16 protein-coding genes are annotated in these 16,007 nt (G+C 74.0%); 14 read left to right on the forward strand and 2 right to left on the reverse strand.

Features of this window, described 5'->3' with window-relative positions; all coding sequences use genetic code 11:
- Positions 1–36 precede the first annotated feature (36 nt).
- From grpE to DMP15_RS03350, 3 genes are all read left to right on the forward strand, one after another.
- On the forward strand, positions 37–735 hold the full coding sequence (gene grpE / locus DMP15_RS03340; protein ID WP_073576148.1) for a nucleotide exchange factor GrpE: 699 nt from the start codon (positions 37–39) through the stop codon (positions 733–735).
- 88 nt (positions 736–823) lie between these two features.
- Positions 824–2,050, forward strand: coding sequence for a molecular chaperone DnaJ (gene dnaJ / locus DMP15_RS03345; RefSeq protein ID WP_073576055.1), 1,227 nt, complete (start codon positions 824–826; stop codon positions 2,048–2,050).
- Positions 2,051–2,055: 5 nt separating this feature from the next.
- Complete coding sequence (locus DMP15_RS03350; protein WP_304580136.1) at positions 2,056–2,511, forward strand: heat shock protein transcriptional repressor HspR; 456 nt, start codon at positions 2,056–2,058, stop codon at positions 2,509–2,511.
- A gap of 29 nt (positions 2,512–2,540) precedes the next feature.
- Here the strand turns inward: DMP15_RS03350 and DMP15_RS03355 are convergent, their stop codons facing one another.
- Positions 2,541–3,731 carry an MFS transporter gene (locus tag DMP15_RS03355; protein ID WP_237453792.1) on the reverse strand — a complete coding sequence of 397 codons (1,191 nt, stop codon included), beginning with the start codon at positions 3,729–3,731 and terminating at the stop codon, positions 2,541–2,543.
- Positions 3,732–3,998: 267 nt separating this feature from the next.
- Between DMP15_RS03355 and DMP15_RS03360 the strand changes: the two genes are divergently transcribed.
- From DMP15_RS03360 to DMP15_RS03375, 4 genes are all read left to right on the forward strand, one after another.
- Positions 3,999–5,555 carry an ABC transporter substrate-binding protein gene (locus tag DMP15_RS03360; RefSeq protein WP_337825436.1) on the forward strand — a complete coding sequence of 519 codons (1,557 nt, stop codon included), beginning with the start codon at positions 3,999–4,001 and terminating at the stop codon, positions 5,553–5,555.
- The gene (locus tag DMP15_RS03365) at positions 5,552–6,493 is read left to right on the forward strand and encodes an ABC transporter permease (RefSeq protein ID WP_073576052.1); all 942 of its coding nucleotides are present in this window, start codon (positions 5,552–5,554) and stop codon (positions 6,491–6,493) included. Before DMP15_RS03360 ends, DMP15_RS03365 begins: the two co-directional genes overlap by 4 nt.
- Positions 6,490–7,347: an ABC transporter permease gene (locus DMP15_RS03370; protein ID WP_073576051.1), complete on the forward strand. Its 858-nt coding sequence runs from the start codon at positions 6,490–6,492 to the stop codon at positions 7,345–7,347. Before DMP15_RS03365 ends, DMP15_RS03370 begins: the two co-directional genes overlap by 4 nt.
- Before the next feature lie 63 nt (positions 7,348–7,410).
- Positions 7,411–8,214, forward strand: a complete 804-nt coding sequence (locus DMP15_RS03375) for a TauD/TfdA family dioxygenase (RefSeq protein WP_073576146.1) — start codon at positions 7,411–7,413, stop codon at positions 8,212–8,214.
- A gap of 69 nt (positions 8,215–8,283) precedes the next feature.
- Here DMP15_RS03375 and DMP15_RS03380 read toward each other — a convergent pair whose 3' ends face one another.
- Positions 8,284–9,456, reverse strand: coding sequence for a globin domain-containing protein (locus DMP15_RS03380; protein WP_174565877.1), 1,173 nt, complete (start codon positions 9,454–9,456; stop codon positions 8,284–8,286).
- Between the two features lie 315 nt (positions 9,457–9,771).
- Between DMP15_RS03380 and DMP15_RS03385 the strand changes: the two genes are divergently transcribed.
- The 7 genes from DMP15_RS03385 to DMP15_RS03415 all read left to right on the forward strand — a co-directional run bounded on the left by DMP15_RS03385 (position 9,772) and on the right by DMP15_RS03415 (position 15,932).
- A complete protein-coding gene (locus DMP15_RS03385) occupies positions 9,772–10,581 on the forward strand; it encodes a pyridoxamine 5'-phosphate oxidase family protein (protein ID WP_073576050.1) in 810 nt (269 codons plus the stop codon).
- Between the two features lie 12 nt (positions 10,582–10,593).
- Complete coding sequence (locus DMP15_RS03390; RefSeq protein ID WP_161151954.1) at positions 10,594–10,764, forward strand: hypothetical protein; 171 nt, start codon at positions 10,594–10,596, stop codon at positions 10,762–10,764.
- 218 nt (positions 10,765–10,982) lie between these two features.
- Positions 10,983–13,616, forward strand: coding sequence for an ATP-dependent chaperone ClpB (gene clpB / locus DMP15_RS03395; protein WP_073576049.1), 2,634 nt, complete (start codon positions 10,983–10,985; stop codon positions 13,614–13,616).
- A 50-nt stretch (positions 13,617–13,666) separates the two neighbouring features.
- Complete coding sequence (locus DMP15_RS03400) at positions 13,667–13,999, forward strand: YbaB/EbfC family nucleoid-associated protein (protein WP_073576048.1); 333 nt, start codon at positions 13,667–13,669, stop codon at positions 13,997–13,999.
- The gene (locus DMP15_RS03405) at positions 13,996–14,334 is read left to right on the forward strand and encodes a type VII secretion target (protein WP_073576047.1); all 339 of its coding nucleotides are present in this window, start codon (positions 13,996–13,998) and stop codon (positions 14,332–14,334) included. The genes DMP15_RS03400 and DMP15_RS03405 overlap by 4 nt, the downstream gene beginning before the upstream one ends.
- Positions 14,331–15,203, forward strand: a complete 873-nt coding sequence (locus DMP15_RS03410) for a WXG100 family type VII secretion target (protein WP_073576046.1) — start codon at positions 14,331–14,333, stop codon at positions 15,201–15,203. The genes DMP15_RS03405 and DMP15_RS03410 overlap by 4 nt, the downstream gene beginning before the upstream one ends.
- A gap of 81 nt (positions 15,204–15,284) precedes the next feature.
- The gene (locus tag DMP15_RS03415; protein WP_062403935.1) at positions 15,285–15,932 is read left to right on the forward strand and encodes a hypothetical protein; all 648 of its coding nucleotides are present in this window, start codon (positions 15,285–15,287) and stop codon (positions 15,930–15,932) included.
- The last annotated feature ends 75 nt before the right edge of the window (positions 15,933–16,007 follow it).

The following is a 16,007-nucleotide window of genomic DNA, read 5'->3' on the forward strand; positions in this document are numbered from 1 at the left end:
GCCGGCGGCCATCCACGGGACGACAGGACGGTCGACATGGCAGACGAGCAGAAGCAGGAGGAGCCGGTGACCTTCCGGGACCGCCGCAAGGTGGACCCGGAGACCGGCGAGGCCCGTCCGGCGACGGACGGTGCGGACACGACCGGGGCCGCCGACACGGCGGCCCCGGCCGGGGACGGCGAGCAGGTCGCGGGCCCGGCCGACGGGGAGGACCCGGAGGTCGAGAAGCTGCGGGCCGAGGTCGCCGAGCGCACCGCGGACCTGCAGCGGGTCAGCGCCGAGTACGCCAACTACCGGCGCCGGGCCGACCGTGACCGCGAGCAGACCCGGGTCGACGCCAAGGTCTCCGTGGCGAGCGACCTGCTGGTCGTGCTCGACGACTTCGAGCGCGCCGAGCAGCACGGCGACCTCACCGGGCCGTTCAAGTCGGCGGCCGACAAGGTCACCGGGGTGCTCTCCAAGCTCGGCCTCGAGCCCTTCGGGGCCGAGGGCGAGGCGTTCGACCCGTCGCTGCACGAGGCCGTGCAGCACGAGCCGGCCGAGGGCTCCGGCCCCACGGTCACCGTGCTGTCCACGGTCCTGCGCCGCGGCTACCGGATCGCCGACCGGGTGCTCCGCCCCGCGATGGTGACCGTGCAGGACCGCCCGGAGGCCGAGGTCTCCGAGCAGGCCCGGGCCGATGCCGCCGACGGCGGCGCGGACGCCGGCGACGGCGAGCCGCAGAACCCCGCCTGACCAGGGCGGACAGGGACGTGACCGCGCGGTGCGGCGGGAGGCGACGAGTCTCCCGCCGCACCGCGGGTCTGATCGGGAAGGAGGCGGAGTGACCCAGCGCGACTGGATCGAGAAGGACTTCTACCGCGAGCTGGGCGTCTCCTCGACGGCGTCCCAGGACGAGATCAAGAAGGCGTACCGCAAGCTCGCCCGCGAGCTGCACCCGGACGCGAACCCCGGTGACGAGAAGGCCGAGGCCCGCTTCAAGTCGGTCTCCGAGGCCTACGGCGTGCTGGGCGACGAGTCCAAGCGCAAGGAGTACGACGAGACCCGCGCGATGTTCGCGGGCGGCGGCGGCTTCGGCGGGTTCGGCACCGGCGGTGGCTTCCCCGGTGGTGCGCGTCCCGGTGGCGCCGGCCAGGGCGGCTTCGACATCAACGACCTGTTCGGCCAGGCCGGCCGTTCCGGCGGTGCCGGGGCCGGCGACTTCAGCGACATCCTCGGCGACATCTTCGGCCGCACCGCGCGGAACAACGCCGGCGGTGCGGGCGGGTACGGCACGGCCGGTGCCCGCCGCGGTCAGGACGTCGAGAGCAGCCTGACCATCTCCTTCGACGACGCGGTGCGCGGCGCGACGGTGCCGATCAAGCTGTCCTCGCCGGGGCGCTGCGAGCGCTGCGGCGGCACCGGGTCCCGGCCCGGCAGCACCCCGCGCACCTGCCCGACCTGCTCCGGTCAGGGTCTGGTGAACCGCAGCCAGGGCGCGTTCTCGTTCTCCGAGCCGTGCCGCGACTGCCGCGGGACCGGCCGCATCATCGACGACCCGTGCCCCGAGTGCCACGGCGACGGCGTGTCCACCCGGACCCGGTCGCTGACGGTGCGGGTCCCCGCCGGCGTCGACGACGGGCAGAAGGTCCGGCTCGCGGGCCAGGGCGAGCCCGGTCGCGGCGGCGCACCCGCCGGTGACCTCTACGTCACGGTCTCGGTCACCCCGCACCGGATCTTCGGGCGGTCGTCGAAGAACTCCGACGACCTGACCCTCACCGTGCCGGTGACCTTCCCCGAGCTGGCTCTGGGTGCGACCCTGACGGTGCCGACGCTCGACAGCACCGTCTCGCTGCGGATCCCGCCGGGGACCGCCAGCGGCCGGACGTTCCGGGTGTCGGGGCGTGGGGTCGAGCGCAGGAACGGGAAGAAGGGCAATCTGCTGGTCACCGTCGAGGTGGCGGTGCCGCAGAAGCTGGACGAGGCGGCCACCAGTGCGCTGGAGGCCTATGCCGAGGCGACGTCGTCGTTCGACCCGCGGGCCGATCTGCTCGGTAGCACCAGGAGGTGATGGCGGTGGCCGGACGACGCACCCCCCGGGACGGGGAGGAAGCGCTGACCGTCGACGTCGCACACGACAGCCCGGTGTTCGTCATCTCGGTCGCCGCGCAGCTGTCCGGCCTGCACGCCCAGACCCTGCGCAGCTACGACCGGATCGGCCTGGTCAGCCCGGGCCGGTCCGCGGGCGGCGGGCGTCGCTACTCCCAGCGCGACATCGCGCTGCTGCGCGAGGTGCAGCGGCTCTCCCAGGAGGAGGGCGTGAACCTCGCGGGCGTCAAGCGGATCATCGAGCTGGAACAGATGGTCGACGAGCTCTCGGCACGGCTCGAGGAGGCCACCGCCGAGCTCGACGCGGTCCGTGCCGCCGCCGCGCAGGCCACGGCGGCGGTGCACCGCTCCTACCGGCGCGACCTCGTGCCGGTGGACCGGCGCCAGGCCGTCGTGCGCTGGCGCCCCGCAGACGACGGCTGAGTCCCCCGGGCGGTGCGGGCCCGGACCGCTCAGGCCGCCGTCAGGACCCCGCGGCGGGCCAGCAGCCCGAGCACCACGGCGCCCAGTAGCGGGACCGCGGCCAGCACCGCGAACGGCAGCGCCGGCGGGAACGAGGGGTCCAGCAGCGCGCCGACGCCCGTCGAGCCGACGAGCACCATCAGCCCGCCGAACGAGGCCAGCACCCCGAAGTGGGCGCCCAGCCTGCGCTCCCCGGCCAGCCGGGGCACCAGGTCCTGCGCGACCGGCACGGCGAACATCTCGCCGAAGGTCAGCAGCAGCACCATCAGCACCGCGGGTGCGAGCGCCCACCACCCCGGCAGGCCCGGCAGCAGCCGTGCCACCGCGACGACGGTGAACGACGCGGCCATCAGGCAGAACCCGAGCACCACCGAGCGGCCGGCCCCGATCCGGTGGCCCCACGTCGTCACCCGCATCTGCAGGCAGATGACCAGCACCGACATCAGCACGAACAGGAAGCCCAGTGCCGCGGTGCGGCCGACGCGCTCCAGCTCGTCGGGCAGCGCCAGGTACAGCTGGTTGTAGGACAGCAGCCAGCCCGAGTAGCCGGCCGCGAACAGCATGAAGCGACGGTTGCCCAGCACCTCGCCCCAGCCCGCGAGCATCGGCCGTCCGGCCTGCTCGGCCTCCCGCCACGGCAGCCACCGCCAGTGCGCCAGCCCCACCACCACGAAGCCGACGGCGGCGACCAGGCAGGCCAGCTGGAAGTCGACCAGCATGAGCGCGGTGCCGACCAGCGGCCCGGTGACCGTCCCGACTTGACCGGCGACGGCGAACATCGCGAACACCTCGGTCCGTGGCGGGCCCTCCCCGGCGCGTTCCCGCTCCCCGGCCTCCCGCGCCAGCGACGACTCGACGGCCGGCGAGAACAGGGCCGCCGCGAACCCGGTCAGCAGCGCCCCGCCGATGACCGCGGGCAGCGTGCCGGCGGCCCCGAGGAGGATGAATCCGGTCACGCGCAGCGCACACCCGGCGAGCACGACCGGCTTCGCACCGAACCGATCGGTCAGGGTCCCGCCGATCACGAACAGCCCCTGCTGGCTGAACGTCCGCAGCCCCAGCACCAGCCCGACGGCCGCCGCGGCGAGCCCGAGGTCCTCGGCCAGGTGCGTGGCCAGGTAGGGCAGCACCATGTAGAAGCCCACGTTGAAGGCCAGCTGGGTGCTGATCAGCAGTTTCATGACCGGCGGGAGCCCGCTGAAGTGCGCCCATCGACCGACGCGGAGCGGAGCCGCGGGACGCGGGTCCGACTCGGGATCGGCGGGGCGGCGGAGCAGACTGCGGAGCACCACGAAGTGGTACCAGGTCGCCCTCTGCAGTCGCGACTCGATGGCAGTAACGACATATGCGCATGCATGAAGATACTTGACCGTGTGTACAGGCTTACCGAAGATCTTCCGGGCGCCGGGTGACACACGGTCGAGGGGCGCCGGAGAGGACAGGTCGCCATGCCCGCCGCGTGCGCCGTCGTAGCACCCCGTCGTTCCCGGTTGCGGGTCGCCGTCGCCGTGGCGGTGAGCGCCGCGGTCCTCACCGCGTGCGGTGGCAGCGGCGGCGGGAGCGGCCGGGTCGTCCCGGATGGGCAGGCCACGATCGCGATGGCCTTCGGCCCGTCGGCCGGTTACGGGGTGGACACCGACGACGCGTTCGTCGTCTCCCAGCTGGGTGTGACCGAGTCCCTGGTGGCGTCCGGGCCGGACGGCCGGCCGCGACCCGCATTGGCGACCGCGTGGGCCCAGCAGTCCGACCCGCGGACCTGGCGGTTCGAGCTGCGCCCCGGCGTGACCTTCCAGAACGGCGAGCCGCTCACCGGGCAGGCCGCCGCGACCGCCCTGAACTGGGTGGCCGGCGTCGCCGCGCCGCCGCGCGCGGTGCGCGGGATCGGCCTGCAGGCTGCCGCGGACGGCGCGGACGCCGTGCGCGTCACGACGACGAAGCCCGACCCGATCCTGCCGCTGCGGCTGTCCAGCGCGAACACCGCGATCCTGGCGCCGTCGGCGTACCGGGCCACCCCGCCGTCGGTCCAGCAGACCGGGACCGGCCCGATGACGATCACCCAGGCGAACGGCGCCCAGTCGGTGACCCTCGTCCGCAACGACCGCTACTGGGGCGAGCGCCCGCAGCTGGCCGGGGTCACCGCGAACTTCGTGCCCGACCCGGCCGCCCGCGCCCTGGCGCTGCGGGCCGGCGACGCCGACATCGCCCAGGAGCTCCCCGAGGCCAGCGCCCTGGAGTTCACCGGCGACGAGTACGTGAACCAGACCGTCGCCGCGCCCCGGACGGCGTCGCTGATCCTCAACCAGTCCCGCAAGCCCTTCGCCGACATCCGGGTGCGTCAGGCCGTCGCGGCCGCGGTGGACCGCACCGCGCTCGGTGAGCAGGCCCTCGCCGGGTCGGCGATCCCGGCCTCGGAGCTGTTCGGCCCGGCGGTGGCGTGGGGCTCGCAGGACGCCCCGCCGCCCGCCGACCCCGCGCGCGCCCGGCAGCTGCTGACCGAGGCCGGCTACGGCCCGGACAACCCGCTGCGGATCGAGCTGGGTGCCTACGGCGCCCGCCCCGAGCTCCCGACGCTGGTCACCGCCGTCCAGGAGATGCTCCGCGGGGCCGGCATCGAGGCCACCGTCCGCATCGGCGACTACGACGCCCGCGAGCCGCAGCTGCTCGCCGGTGACTTCGACATGTACCTGCTCTCGCGCAGCTACCTGCTCGACGTGCCGGACGCCGGCGCCACGCTGGCCACCGACTACACCTGCCAGGGCTCCTACAACCTCAACCACTACTGCTCGCCGGAGTTCGACGCCCTGCTCGCCCCGCTGGCCACCGAGACCGACCCGGCCGCACGTCAGAAGGTCTTCACCGAGGCCGCGGCGAAGCTGACCGCCGACGTCGTCGGGGTCCCGCTGGTGCACACCAACGCGAACGGTGTCGGGCACCGGGTCACCGGCTACACCGTCGACCCGCTGGCCAAGTCGCTCGTCGTCCCCGGGCTGGCGACGACGGAGTGACCGCACTCGTCGCGCGCAGGCTGCTGGCGCTACCGCTGGTCGCCGTGGCCGCGGCGGTGCTGGTGTTCCTGCTCCCGCGGTTCTCCGGCCAGGACACCGCGCTCGCGATCCTGCGCAGCCGGACCGGGGAGTCCGACCCGGACCCGGCGGTGCTGGCCGCGCTGCGGGAGGAGTACGGCCTCGACGGCTCCTGGTGGGACCAGTTCACCGGCTGGGCCGGCGCGCTGCTGCGCGGCGACCTCGGGATCTCCTGGACCAGCCGTACTCCCGTCTCGGGCCTGCTCTGGCCCGCTCTCGGGGTCTCGCTGACCCTCGCCGTCGCCGCGCTGATGCTCGCGGCCCTGGTGGGCATCCCTCTCGGGGTGCGCGCCGCGCGCCGTCCCGGCGGCCGGCTCGACCGGGTCCTGACCACCGGCTCGGTGCTGGGCGTCGCGATCCCCGAGTTCGTGCTCGGGACGGCGCTGGTGCTCGCCTTCGCCGTCACCGTGCCGGTGCTGCCCGCGACCGGCTGGGGCGGGGTCGACCAGGCCGTGCTGCCGGTGGTCACGCTCGCCGCGTTCCCCGCCGCGCTCGCCGCCCAGCTCGTGCGCGCCGAGACCCTCGACGCGCTGGCCCGCCCGCACGTCGCCGTCGCGCGGTCCAAGGGCATCAGCGACGGACGGGTGCTGTGGCGCCACGGCGGCCGCCTGGCCCTGACCTCGGTGACCTCGCTGTCCGGGCTGTTCCTCGGCGGGTTGCTCGGCGGCTCGGTCGTGGTCGAGGTGCTGTTCGCGATCCCCGGCCTGGGTCGCCTGCTCTACGACGCCGTGCTGGGCCAGGACCTGCCGGTCGTGCAGGCCGGGCTGCTCGCGATCGTGCTGGTCGCCGCCGTCGCCGGGATCCTCGCCGAGCTGCTCGCGCTCGCGCTGGACCCGGTCGCCCGGGGCGCCGTCCGGTGACCGCGTCGGCACTGGCCCGCCCGGCGGGCGCACGCGCGCGCGTCGCCCGGCGCTCGACGTGGTGGCAGGCGGGGGCGCTGGTCCTGCTCGGGGTGCTCGTCGTGGTCGCCCTGCTGCCGCTCGACCCGGTCGCCAACGACCTGTCCCACCGCTTCGCCGGGCCGTCGGCCGCGCACCCGCTCGGCACCGACCAGCTCGGCCGCGACGTGCTCGCCCGGCTCGCCGTCGGCGCCCGGCTCTCGGTCGGGTTCACCCTGGTCGCACTCGCACTGTGCGCGGGGATCGGGACGGTGCTGGGCGTGCTCGCCGCCTGGTGCGGACGGGCGGTCGGGCAGCTGTTCCAGCGCACCATCGATGTGCTCGTCGCGATCCCGGCGGTGCTGATCGGGCTCGTGGTGGTCGCCGCGTCCGGCGGGGCGCCGGGCGTGTGGTCGCTGCTGGTGGCGATCGTCGTCGCCGGGTGGACGCCGTTCGCCCGGCTCACCTACCAGCTCGTGGTCCGCGAACGCGCCCGCGAGTACGTCGAGGGCGCCGTCGCCGTCGGCGCCGGGCCGCTGCGGATCGCGTTCCGGCACGTCCTGCCGAACCTCGCCCGGCCGCTGCTGTCGCACCTGTGCCTGCGGTTCGCGAACGTCCTGCTGACCGTGGCCGGGCTGTCGTTCCTCGGGCTCGGTCCGCAGCCGCCCACCCCGGAGTGGGGGGCGATGCTCGCCGACGGGCGGCAGTTCCTGTTCAACGCCCCGCAGCTCGTCCTGCTGCCCGCGCTGGCCGTCGTCGGTACGGCGCTGCTCGTCACCTCGCTGGGCCGCGGGCTGGAACGCCGGTGGACGACCGGTCCGACCGGACAGTTCTGACATCGCCTCGTTCCTGCCAGACTGCTGCGAGTACGGATGAACGGCAGGAGGTACGTCGTGGCGATGACCGGAACCGACGGACGGCGCAGGGGCGAGGCGCGACCGGAGCTCAAGAGCCTGGTGGACGAGACCGGGGTCGTGCCCCGCGCGGCGGCGCTCGGCGAGGCCCGGGAGGTGCTGGCCCGCGACGGCGTCGTCCGGATCCCCGGTGCCGGCCCGGACCCGGAGGCGATGGTCGTCGCCGCGGCCACCCTGCTCGGCGGGCGGCTGCGCGAGCTGTTCGGCATCCGGCCGCAGGGCGGGACCGACTCGCCGGTCCTCGGCCTGCACAACGACGGCGCGTTCCTCGAGGCCGACGTGCACGGCCGCACCGTGCGGCTGCGCGACCCCGACGAGGACTTCCTGTTCATGCACTGCACCTCCCCGGCGCCGTCCGGGGGCGACTCGGTGCTGGTCGACGGCTATGCGCTCGCCGAGCGGATCGCCGCGGAGCACCCGTCGCTGCACGGGTTCCTGACCGGTTGCGACGTGGACTTCTTCGGCAGCCGGACGAACCCGCCGCGCGGTGTGCCGCCGACCCCGCTGCTGCGCCGGATGATCGAGCACACCCGTGGTGGCCGGCGTGCCGTCCGAGCGAGCGACTACGCGCTGCCGGTGCCGCGCGAGCCGTACTGGGACACCCACCTCGCGCTCATCGAGTCCTACGCCGACGTGCTCGCCACCGCGTTCGAGGCCGCACCGCGGTTCCGGCTGGAGAGCGGGGACCTGCTGGTCCTCGACAACTACCGCTTCCTGCACGGGCGCGACGCGTTCACCGGCAGCCGGGAGCTGCACGTGCTGTCGGTGCGCACCACCGAGGCCTTCTGACCGGCCCTCGCGACGACGACGGCCGCCCTCCCGGTGCGGGAGGGCGGCCGTCGTGGCGTACGGGCCTGCTCAGTCCATCGTGAACGGGTCGTAGGTGATGCGGTCGAGCGGCGTGCCCGCGACCAGCATCCGCGACACCGTGGAGCGGATCATCGACGGCGACCCGCAGACCAGGACGTCGTGGTCGCTCCAGGCGCCGAACCGGGTCACGACGTCGGCCAGGGTGCCGGTCTCGGCCCCGGACGGCTCGTCCTCGTACTCGACGACCGGGATGACGTCGAGCCACGGGTAGTTGTAGGACAGCTTGCGCAGCGAGGTGAAGTCGTACAGGTCGTCCCACGTGCGGCCGCCGACGAACACCTGGGTGCGCGGCGGCTGGGGGCGCCGGCCGACCTCGTCGAGCAGCGCCTTCATCGGGGCGACGCCGGTGCCGCCGGCCACCATCAGCAGCTCGCGACGGGTGTTCTGCGGGACGGCCATCCGGCCCATCGGCGGGCCGATCCGCCAGGTCTCGCCGACCCGGCTGTGCGCGACGATCGCGCGGCTGACCCAGCCGCCCTCGACCGCGCGGACGTGGAACTGGATCGTCCCGTCGCGACGCGGCGCGTTGGCCGGGGACAGGTAGCGCCACAGCCGCGGTCGGTGCGGTGTCTCCACCGAGACGTACTGGCCGGCCTGGTAGGGCACCGGCTGGTCGGTCGCGACGGTGACCACGGCCAGGTCCCAGCCGATCCGGCGGTGCTCGACGACCCGGCCCAGCCACGACGCGGGCCCGCGCTCGGCCGCGGCGGCCTGCTGCATCGCGTCCGCGACGATCCCGTACGCGCCGGTCCAGGCCTTCTCGATCTCCGGGGTCCAGTTCTCGCCCGCGAACGTGGCGATCGCCGAGAGCAGCGCCACGCCGACCGCGTCGTAGTGCTGGGACAGCACGCCGAACTTGCGGTGGTCGCGGCCGAGCTGCTGCAGGAACGGGACGAGGTCGTCGGGCTGGTCGACCATCTGCACCACGTGCACGAGGGCGCGCAGCAGCCGGCTGCGCTGCACCTCCATGTTCACGGGGAACAGGTCACGCGTCTCGGGCGCCTGACTGAACAGCGTGGCGTAGAAGTGCTTGCCGATGTCCTCGGCCTGCGACTCGACGAGGGCGAAGCTGGTCCGGATGAGCTCGACGGTGCGGTCCGCCTCCGAGGCGGGGCGTCGCGGCGGGGCGACGTCGCCGGCGATCAGCTGGTCAGCAGTCATGCCTGGCGGACACTCTCCTCGGTCGTGCTCCGTGCCGCGGTGACACCGGGCGTCGCCGCCCGCGTTCCGCCGGTTAGGGTACGCGAGAGACTCCATCCGCCGGAACGGCGTACGCCGACCGACTCACCAGTGTGTGGTGAGCGGGTACGCATTGTCACTCATCATCCGTTCGGGGACGGCGGTCACTCGTCATGGCGTGGGTGGCGCCGTGGTCAGGATAGCGCCCATCGCGCGGAATGCCGACGTGGCGGTGTCTCGGGCCGGTCGGAGCCGTGATCGTTTGGTCCTGGCCGCGCCGGATGGCACGGTTGTCCTGTGCCGTTGCGAATCCCCGCCGTCGTCCTGCCCGGACGGGACCGTCCGGCCACGCCGCCGGTGGTCGTCCCCGCGCCCCCGGAGCGCGGCGTGTCCGACGCCCCGCAGGTCCCGGACGGGCCGCACCGGCCCGGCTCCGCGGGTGAGCACACGTTGCAGGCCGAGGTGGGCAGCTCCGCCCGTGCCGGCCGGTTCTACGACGACCAGCTCCGCGACCGGCTGCTGCCGCGGATGATCGAGTTCGTCGGACGGATGGAGATGGCCTTCGTCGCGACGTCCGACGCGCACGGCGAGTGCGACAGCTCGCTGCGGGCCGGCCCGCCCGGTTTCCTGCACGTGCTGGACCCGTACACGCTGGCCTACCCCGAGTACCGGGGCAACGGCGTGTACGCCAGCCTCGGCAACCTGGTGGAGAACCCGCACGTCGGGATGCTGATGGTCGACTTCACCGAGTCGCTGATCGGGCTGCACGTCAACGGCCGGGCCCGGATCATGGACGACGACGCCTTCCGCACCACCTACCCCGGGCACGCGCGCGACCACGCCGCCGGCCGCCGCGCCGAGCGCTGGGTGGTGGTGGACGTGGAGGAGGCCTACATCCACTGCCGCAAGCACATCCCGCGGATGGAGCGGGTGACGCAGCGGCGCGCCTGGGGGACCGACGACCCGGCCCGCAAGGGCGGCGACTTCTTCGGCGCCAAGGGGACCGAGCCGCGGGTGCCGCGGCCCTCCCGGCGCCGGTTCCCGAGCACGACGCACCTCGGCGCGGGGGCCTCGCGGACGCTCCGGCGCCGCCCGCACGGCCGCTGACCTGGGCGACGGTTGCGCACCAGCTCGGCCGACGCCCTGGCGCAGGCGCCGATCGCCGGCTCGAACATCGACCAGGCCGGCGACTGCAGTGACTTCCTGAACGACAACGTCCGGGACAACCTGAACGGCGACGTCAGCGACAACGACAACCGCATCACGGTGATCGACGACAGCGAGCGCTGATCGTCGCACCCGATCCACCCGCGGCTCGTCCGGATCACTCCGGGCGGGCCGCTGTCGTTCCCGGCAACTTTCCGGTCTTGAGTGGAATGGACTCAACTTTTCTGCGGTTGACCCTGTCGAGAGGCGCACCGGCCGGGCAGACTGTGGAGCAGCGGCCCGGGGTGCCGCTCCCCATCCACAGACCATCGACCTCAGAAGGACCGGGAGGAACGCGGAGCATGGACTCCTTCAACCCCACCACCCGTACCCAGCAGGCCATCTCCGCCGCCGTCCAGGCCGCGACGCTGGCCGGGAACCCCGACGTCGGGCCCACCCACCTGCTGGGTGCCCTGCTGGCCCAGGGCGACGGCATCGCCGCGCCGCTGCTGGCCGCCGTCGGGGCGGACGCGGCCGCCGTCCGATCCGAGCTGACCGCGCTGGGCGACCGGCTGCCGTCGGCGTCGGGGTCGTCGGTGAGCGCACCGCAGCTGTCCCGGGACGCACTGGCCGCGATCACCGCGGCGCAGCAGCTCGCCACCGAGATGGGCGACGAGTACGTCTCCACCGAGCACCTGCTCGTCGGGCTCGCGCGGTCCGGGGGCCCGGTCGCCCAGCTGCTGCAGCGCCACGGCGCCACGCCGGACGCGCTGCGCGAGGCGTTCGGCAAGGTCCGCGGCTCGGCCAGGGTGACCAGCCCGGACCCCGAGGGCAGCTACCAGGCCCTGGAGAAGTACGGCCAGGACCTGACCGCCCGGGCGCGCGAGGGTGAGCTCGACCCGGTCATCGGCCGGGACACCGAGATCCGCCGCGTCGTCCAGGTGCTGTCGCGGCGCACCAAGAACAACCCGGTGCTGATCGGGGAGCCGGGCGTCGGCAAGACCGCGATCGTCGAGGGCCTGGCCCAGCGCATCGTGGCCGGTGACGTCCCCGAGTCGCTGCGCGGCAAGCGCGTCGTCTCCCTCGACCTGGGGTCGATGGTGGCCGGTGCGAAGTACCGCGGCGAGTTCGAGGAGCGTCTCAAGGCCGTCCTGAAGGAGATCACCGACTCCGCGGGCGAGGTCGTCACCTTCATCGACGAGCTGCACACGATCGTCGGTGCGGGCGCGTCCGGCGAGGGCGCGATGGACGCCGGCAACATGATCAAGCCGATGCTCGCCCGCGGTGAGCTGCGGATGGTCGGCGCGACCACGCTCGACGAGTACCGCCAGCACATCGAGAAGGACCCGGCGCTGGAGCGCCGCTTCCAGCAGGTGCTGGTCGGCGAGCCGTCCGTCGAGGACACCGTCGGCATCCTGCGCGGGCTCAAGGAGCGCTACGAGGTGCACCACGGCGTCCGCATCACCGACGCCGCCCTGGTCGCCGCGGCCGCCCTGTCGGACCGCTACATCACCGCCCGGTTCCTCCCGGACAAGGCCATCGACCTCGTCGACGAGGCCGCCTCCCGGCTCCGGATGGAGATCGACTCGCGCCCGGTGGAGATCGACACCGTGGAGCGGGCCGTCCGCCGCCTGGAGATCGAGGAGATGGCGCTCGACAAGGAGGTCGACGCGGCGTCGAAGGACCGACTGGTGGCCCTGCGCGCCGAGCTGGCCGAGAAGCGCGAGGAGCTGGCCGCGCTGACCGCGCGCTGGCAGAACGAGAAGAGCGCCATCGACGTCACCCGCGAGCTCAAGGAGCAGCTGGAGCAGCTGCGCGGCGAGTCCGAGCGGGCCGAGCGCGACGGCGACCTGGGCCGGGCCGCGGAGCTGCGCTACGGGCGCATCCCGCAGCTGGAGAAGGAGCTCGCCGCCGCCACCGAGACGGTCGAGCGGGCCGAGGACGTGATGCTGAAGGAGGAGGTCGGTCCGGACGACGTCGCCGACGTCGTCAGCTCCTGGACCGGCGTGCCGGCCGGCCGGATGCTGGAGGGTGAGACCGCCAAGCTCCTGCGCATGGAGGACGAGCTCGGCCACCGGGTCGTCGGCCAGGCCGAGGCCGTGCGCGTGGTGTCCGACGCGGTGCGCCGGGCGCGTGCCGGCGTCGCGGACGAGAACCGGCCGACCGGCTCGTTCCTGTTCCTCGGGCCCACCGGCGTCGGCAAGACCGAGCTGGCCAAGGCGCTCGCGGAGTTCCTGTTCGACGACGAGCGGGCGATGATCCGCATCGACATGAGCGAGTACTCCGAGAAGCACTCGGTGGCCCGCCTCGTCGGTGCCCCTCCCGGCTACGTCGGCTACGACCAGGGCGGTCAGCTCACCGAGGCGGTGCGGCGGCGGCCCTACAGCGTCGTGCTGCTCGACGAGGTCGAGAAGGCCCACCCGGACGTCTTCGACACGCTCCTGCAGGTGCTCGACGACGGCCGTCTCACCGACGGCCAGGGCCGGACGGTGGACTTCCGCAGCACGATCCTGGTGCTGACGTCCAACCTGGGCAGCCAGGCCATCGCCGACCCGTCCCTGGACGAGAAGGGGCGCACGGACGCCGTCATGGCGGTCGTCCGGTCGCACTTCAAGCCGGAATTCCTCAACCGGCTCGACGACGTCGTGGTCTTCCACGCGCTGTCGACCGAGGAGCTGACCCACATCGTCGACATCCAGGTCGGGGTGCTGGGGCGCCGGCTGGCCAAGCGGCGGCTGTCGCTGGAGGTCTCCGACGCGGCCCGCGAGTGGCTCGCCATGAACGGGTTCGACCCCGTCTACGGCGCGCGCCCGCTGCGCAGGCTGGTGCAGTCCGCGATCGGCGACCAGCTCGCCCGCGAGCTGCTGTCCGGCGGCGTCCGCGAGGGCGACACGGTCCGGGTCGACCTGGACCCGTCGGCCGACGGCGGGACCGGCGGCCTGGTCGTGGGCAAGGCGGTCGGGGCGGCCGACCCGGCGGTCACGATCGCGAACTGATCCACCGGTTCGCCCGTGGGCCCCGGCGGTGCACGTCATCGTCGGGGCCCATGGAGCACTTCACCGCCGAGCAGCCGAACGCCGGGCGGACCTGGCTGGACGAGTACCGCACCCGTATCGAGTCGATCCGGGTCCGGGCCGAGCAGGCCCGGGACCGGGTCGCGACGGTGACCGCGACCGCACGCACCCGCGACGGTGCGGTCGTGGTCACCGTCGACGCGTCCGGGATGCTGACCGACCTGCGGCTCGGGGTGCGGGCCGAGGAGCTGCCGCGGGCCCGGCTCGCCGAGACGGTGCTGCGGCTGAGCCGGGAGGCCGCGCTGGACTCGGCCGCGCAGGTGGAGCGGATCATGGCGCCGCTCACGGCGGAGGGCGGGCAGTGACCTCCCCGGGCTTCCGCGTCGTCCCCGACAGGGTCTCGGCCCGTGCCGACGTCCTCGACGGTGCGGGCTCCGCCGTCGCCGGGATGCGGCCCTCCCGGGCCGAGCTCGACACCGGCGCCTACGGCGTCATCGGGGAGTTCTTCTCGGCCGACGCCACCGCGGCCATGCGGGCCGGGGTCGAGGCGCTGGATGTCCTCTCCGCGAGCCTGCACGACCTGGCGGCCTCCGCCCGGAAGGCCGTCGCGGCCTACCTCGACACCGAGCTCCGGACGGCCGCCACGTTCCTCGACGTCGACCCCGCTCCCGCCCCGGCCCCGGTCGACGGGGACCGGTGACGGCCCCGGTGGACGTCGAGGGGCCGGGTCCCCTCGACGGGGCGGGCGTGTTCTCCTCGATCGAGGACGTCGGGAAGGCGGCCGGGGCACAGGACGGCGCCGGCGTCGCTGTCGCCGCCACCGTGGCCGGGCTCGACGCGCTCGGCATGGTCACCGACCCGTTGCAGGAGCTCGGGACGGCCGGGGTCGGATGGGCGATCGAGCACTTCGCCTTCCTGAGCGAGCCCCTCGACCGGCTCTGCGGGGACCCCCGGCAGATCGAGGCCCGGGCGCAGGACTGGCACCAGATCTCCCGCGAGCTGGCCACCCTCCTGCCGGAGATCGAGACCGTCCTGGCGGCCCCGGACGCCTGGACCGGGACCGCGGGGGACGCGTTCCACGGGGCCGCCGTGACCCGGGGCGAGGCCGTGCGACGACTCTCCGAGACCGCCCACGGCGTCGCCGACGTCGTGCTGACCTCGGCGTCCGTCGTCGGCACCGAGCGGGCGATCGTGCGCGACCTGATCGCCGAGTTCGTCGTGTGGCTGGTCCCGAAGCTGCTCGCGTGGACTGCGGGCGCGGCCGTCACCGCGGGGGTCGCCGCCCCGGTCGGCATCGCCGTCCTCGTCCTCGACGCCGTCGACCTCTCCCACACGGTCGTCCGCCGGGTCGAGGAGGTCGTCGGCCTGCTGGAGAAGGCGAGCGCGGTCGCACACAGGCTGGAGGACACCATGCGGACCGGTCTGCTGCCCGGGATCGCGACGTCGCCGGCGCGGGAGGCCGTCGAGCAGACGGTGACCCGGGGGCAGGACGCCGTGCTGGAGTACGGCAAGAACGACGCCGCCCGCCGGGCGACGGCAGCGGAGTGGGACGAGCCGGCCGCCGGCTGAGTCTCCGTGCACGACGAACGTGCACGTCCGGAGCCGTGGCGTTACCACTCCACGGGGCCCGTCGGGACTACGCTGCCCGGCATGTCGGTCTGGTTCGTCATCGCCCTCGTCGCGATCGTCGTCGGTGTCGGTCTGCTGCTGTTCGACCGGTTCCGCGGGGGCGCGACGCGGGACCGCCGTCGCTGGGCGTCCATGCGGGAGTGGGAGTACCTCGAGTCCGATCCCGTCCTGCCCAGCCGCTGGCGCTACGGGACGATCCACCAGGGCGGCCCCGGTGTGGCCCGCAACCTGGTCTCGGGCGACGTCCCCACCCCGGACGGCCCGCGCAAGGCCTACGCGTTCGACCACGAGCAGGCCGGCCGCATCAGCTCGGTGCTCTGCGCGGTGCAGGTGCACGAGTCGCTGCCCGCCGCCGTCGAGCTGCGGCTGCCCTCGGCCCCGCTGCCCGACGACGCCGGTCTCGACCTGCTCGAGCCGGTCGGTGAGCGCTACGCCTTCGTCAGCGACGCCGACGCCGTCCGCCCGCTGCTGACCCCGCGCGTCGCCGACGCCAGCGACGCGGTCGGCGAGGACGTCGAGCTCCTCTGGGCCGAGGACGCCTGGGTGCTGGCCGCCGCGCCCGTCGGCATCTCCGCCGATCGGATGCAGGACCTGCTCGCCGATCTGGCGGAGGTGGCCACCGCTCTGGAGGAGGGGCTGCACGCCCGTCGTCCCGCGATCGAGTCCTGATCTGCGGGTATCTACGCAGCGTTGATCCACCGCAACGCGATGTGACCACCCGAACGCGTTAAGCCGAACGGGTAC

This window comes from Pseudonocardia sp. UM4_GMWB1, assembly GCF_017312155.1.
Lineage (GTDB): Bacteria > Actinomycetota > Actinomycetes > Mycobacteriales > Pseudonocardiaceae > Pseudonocardia > Pseudonocardia alni.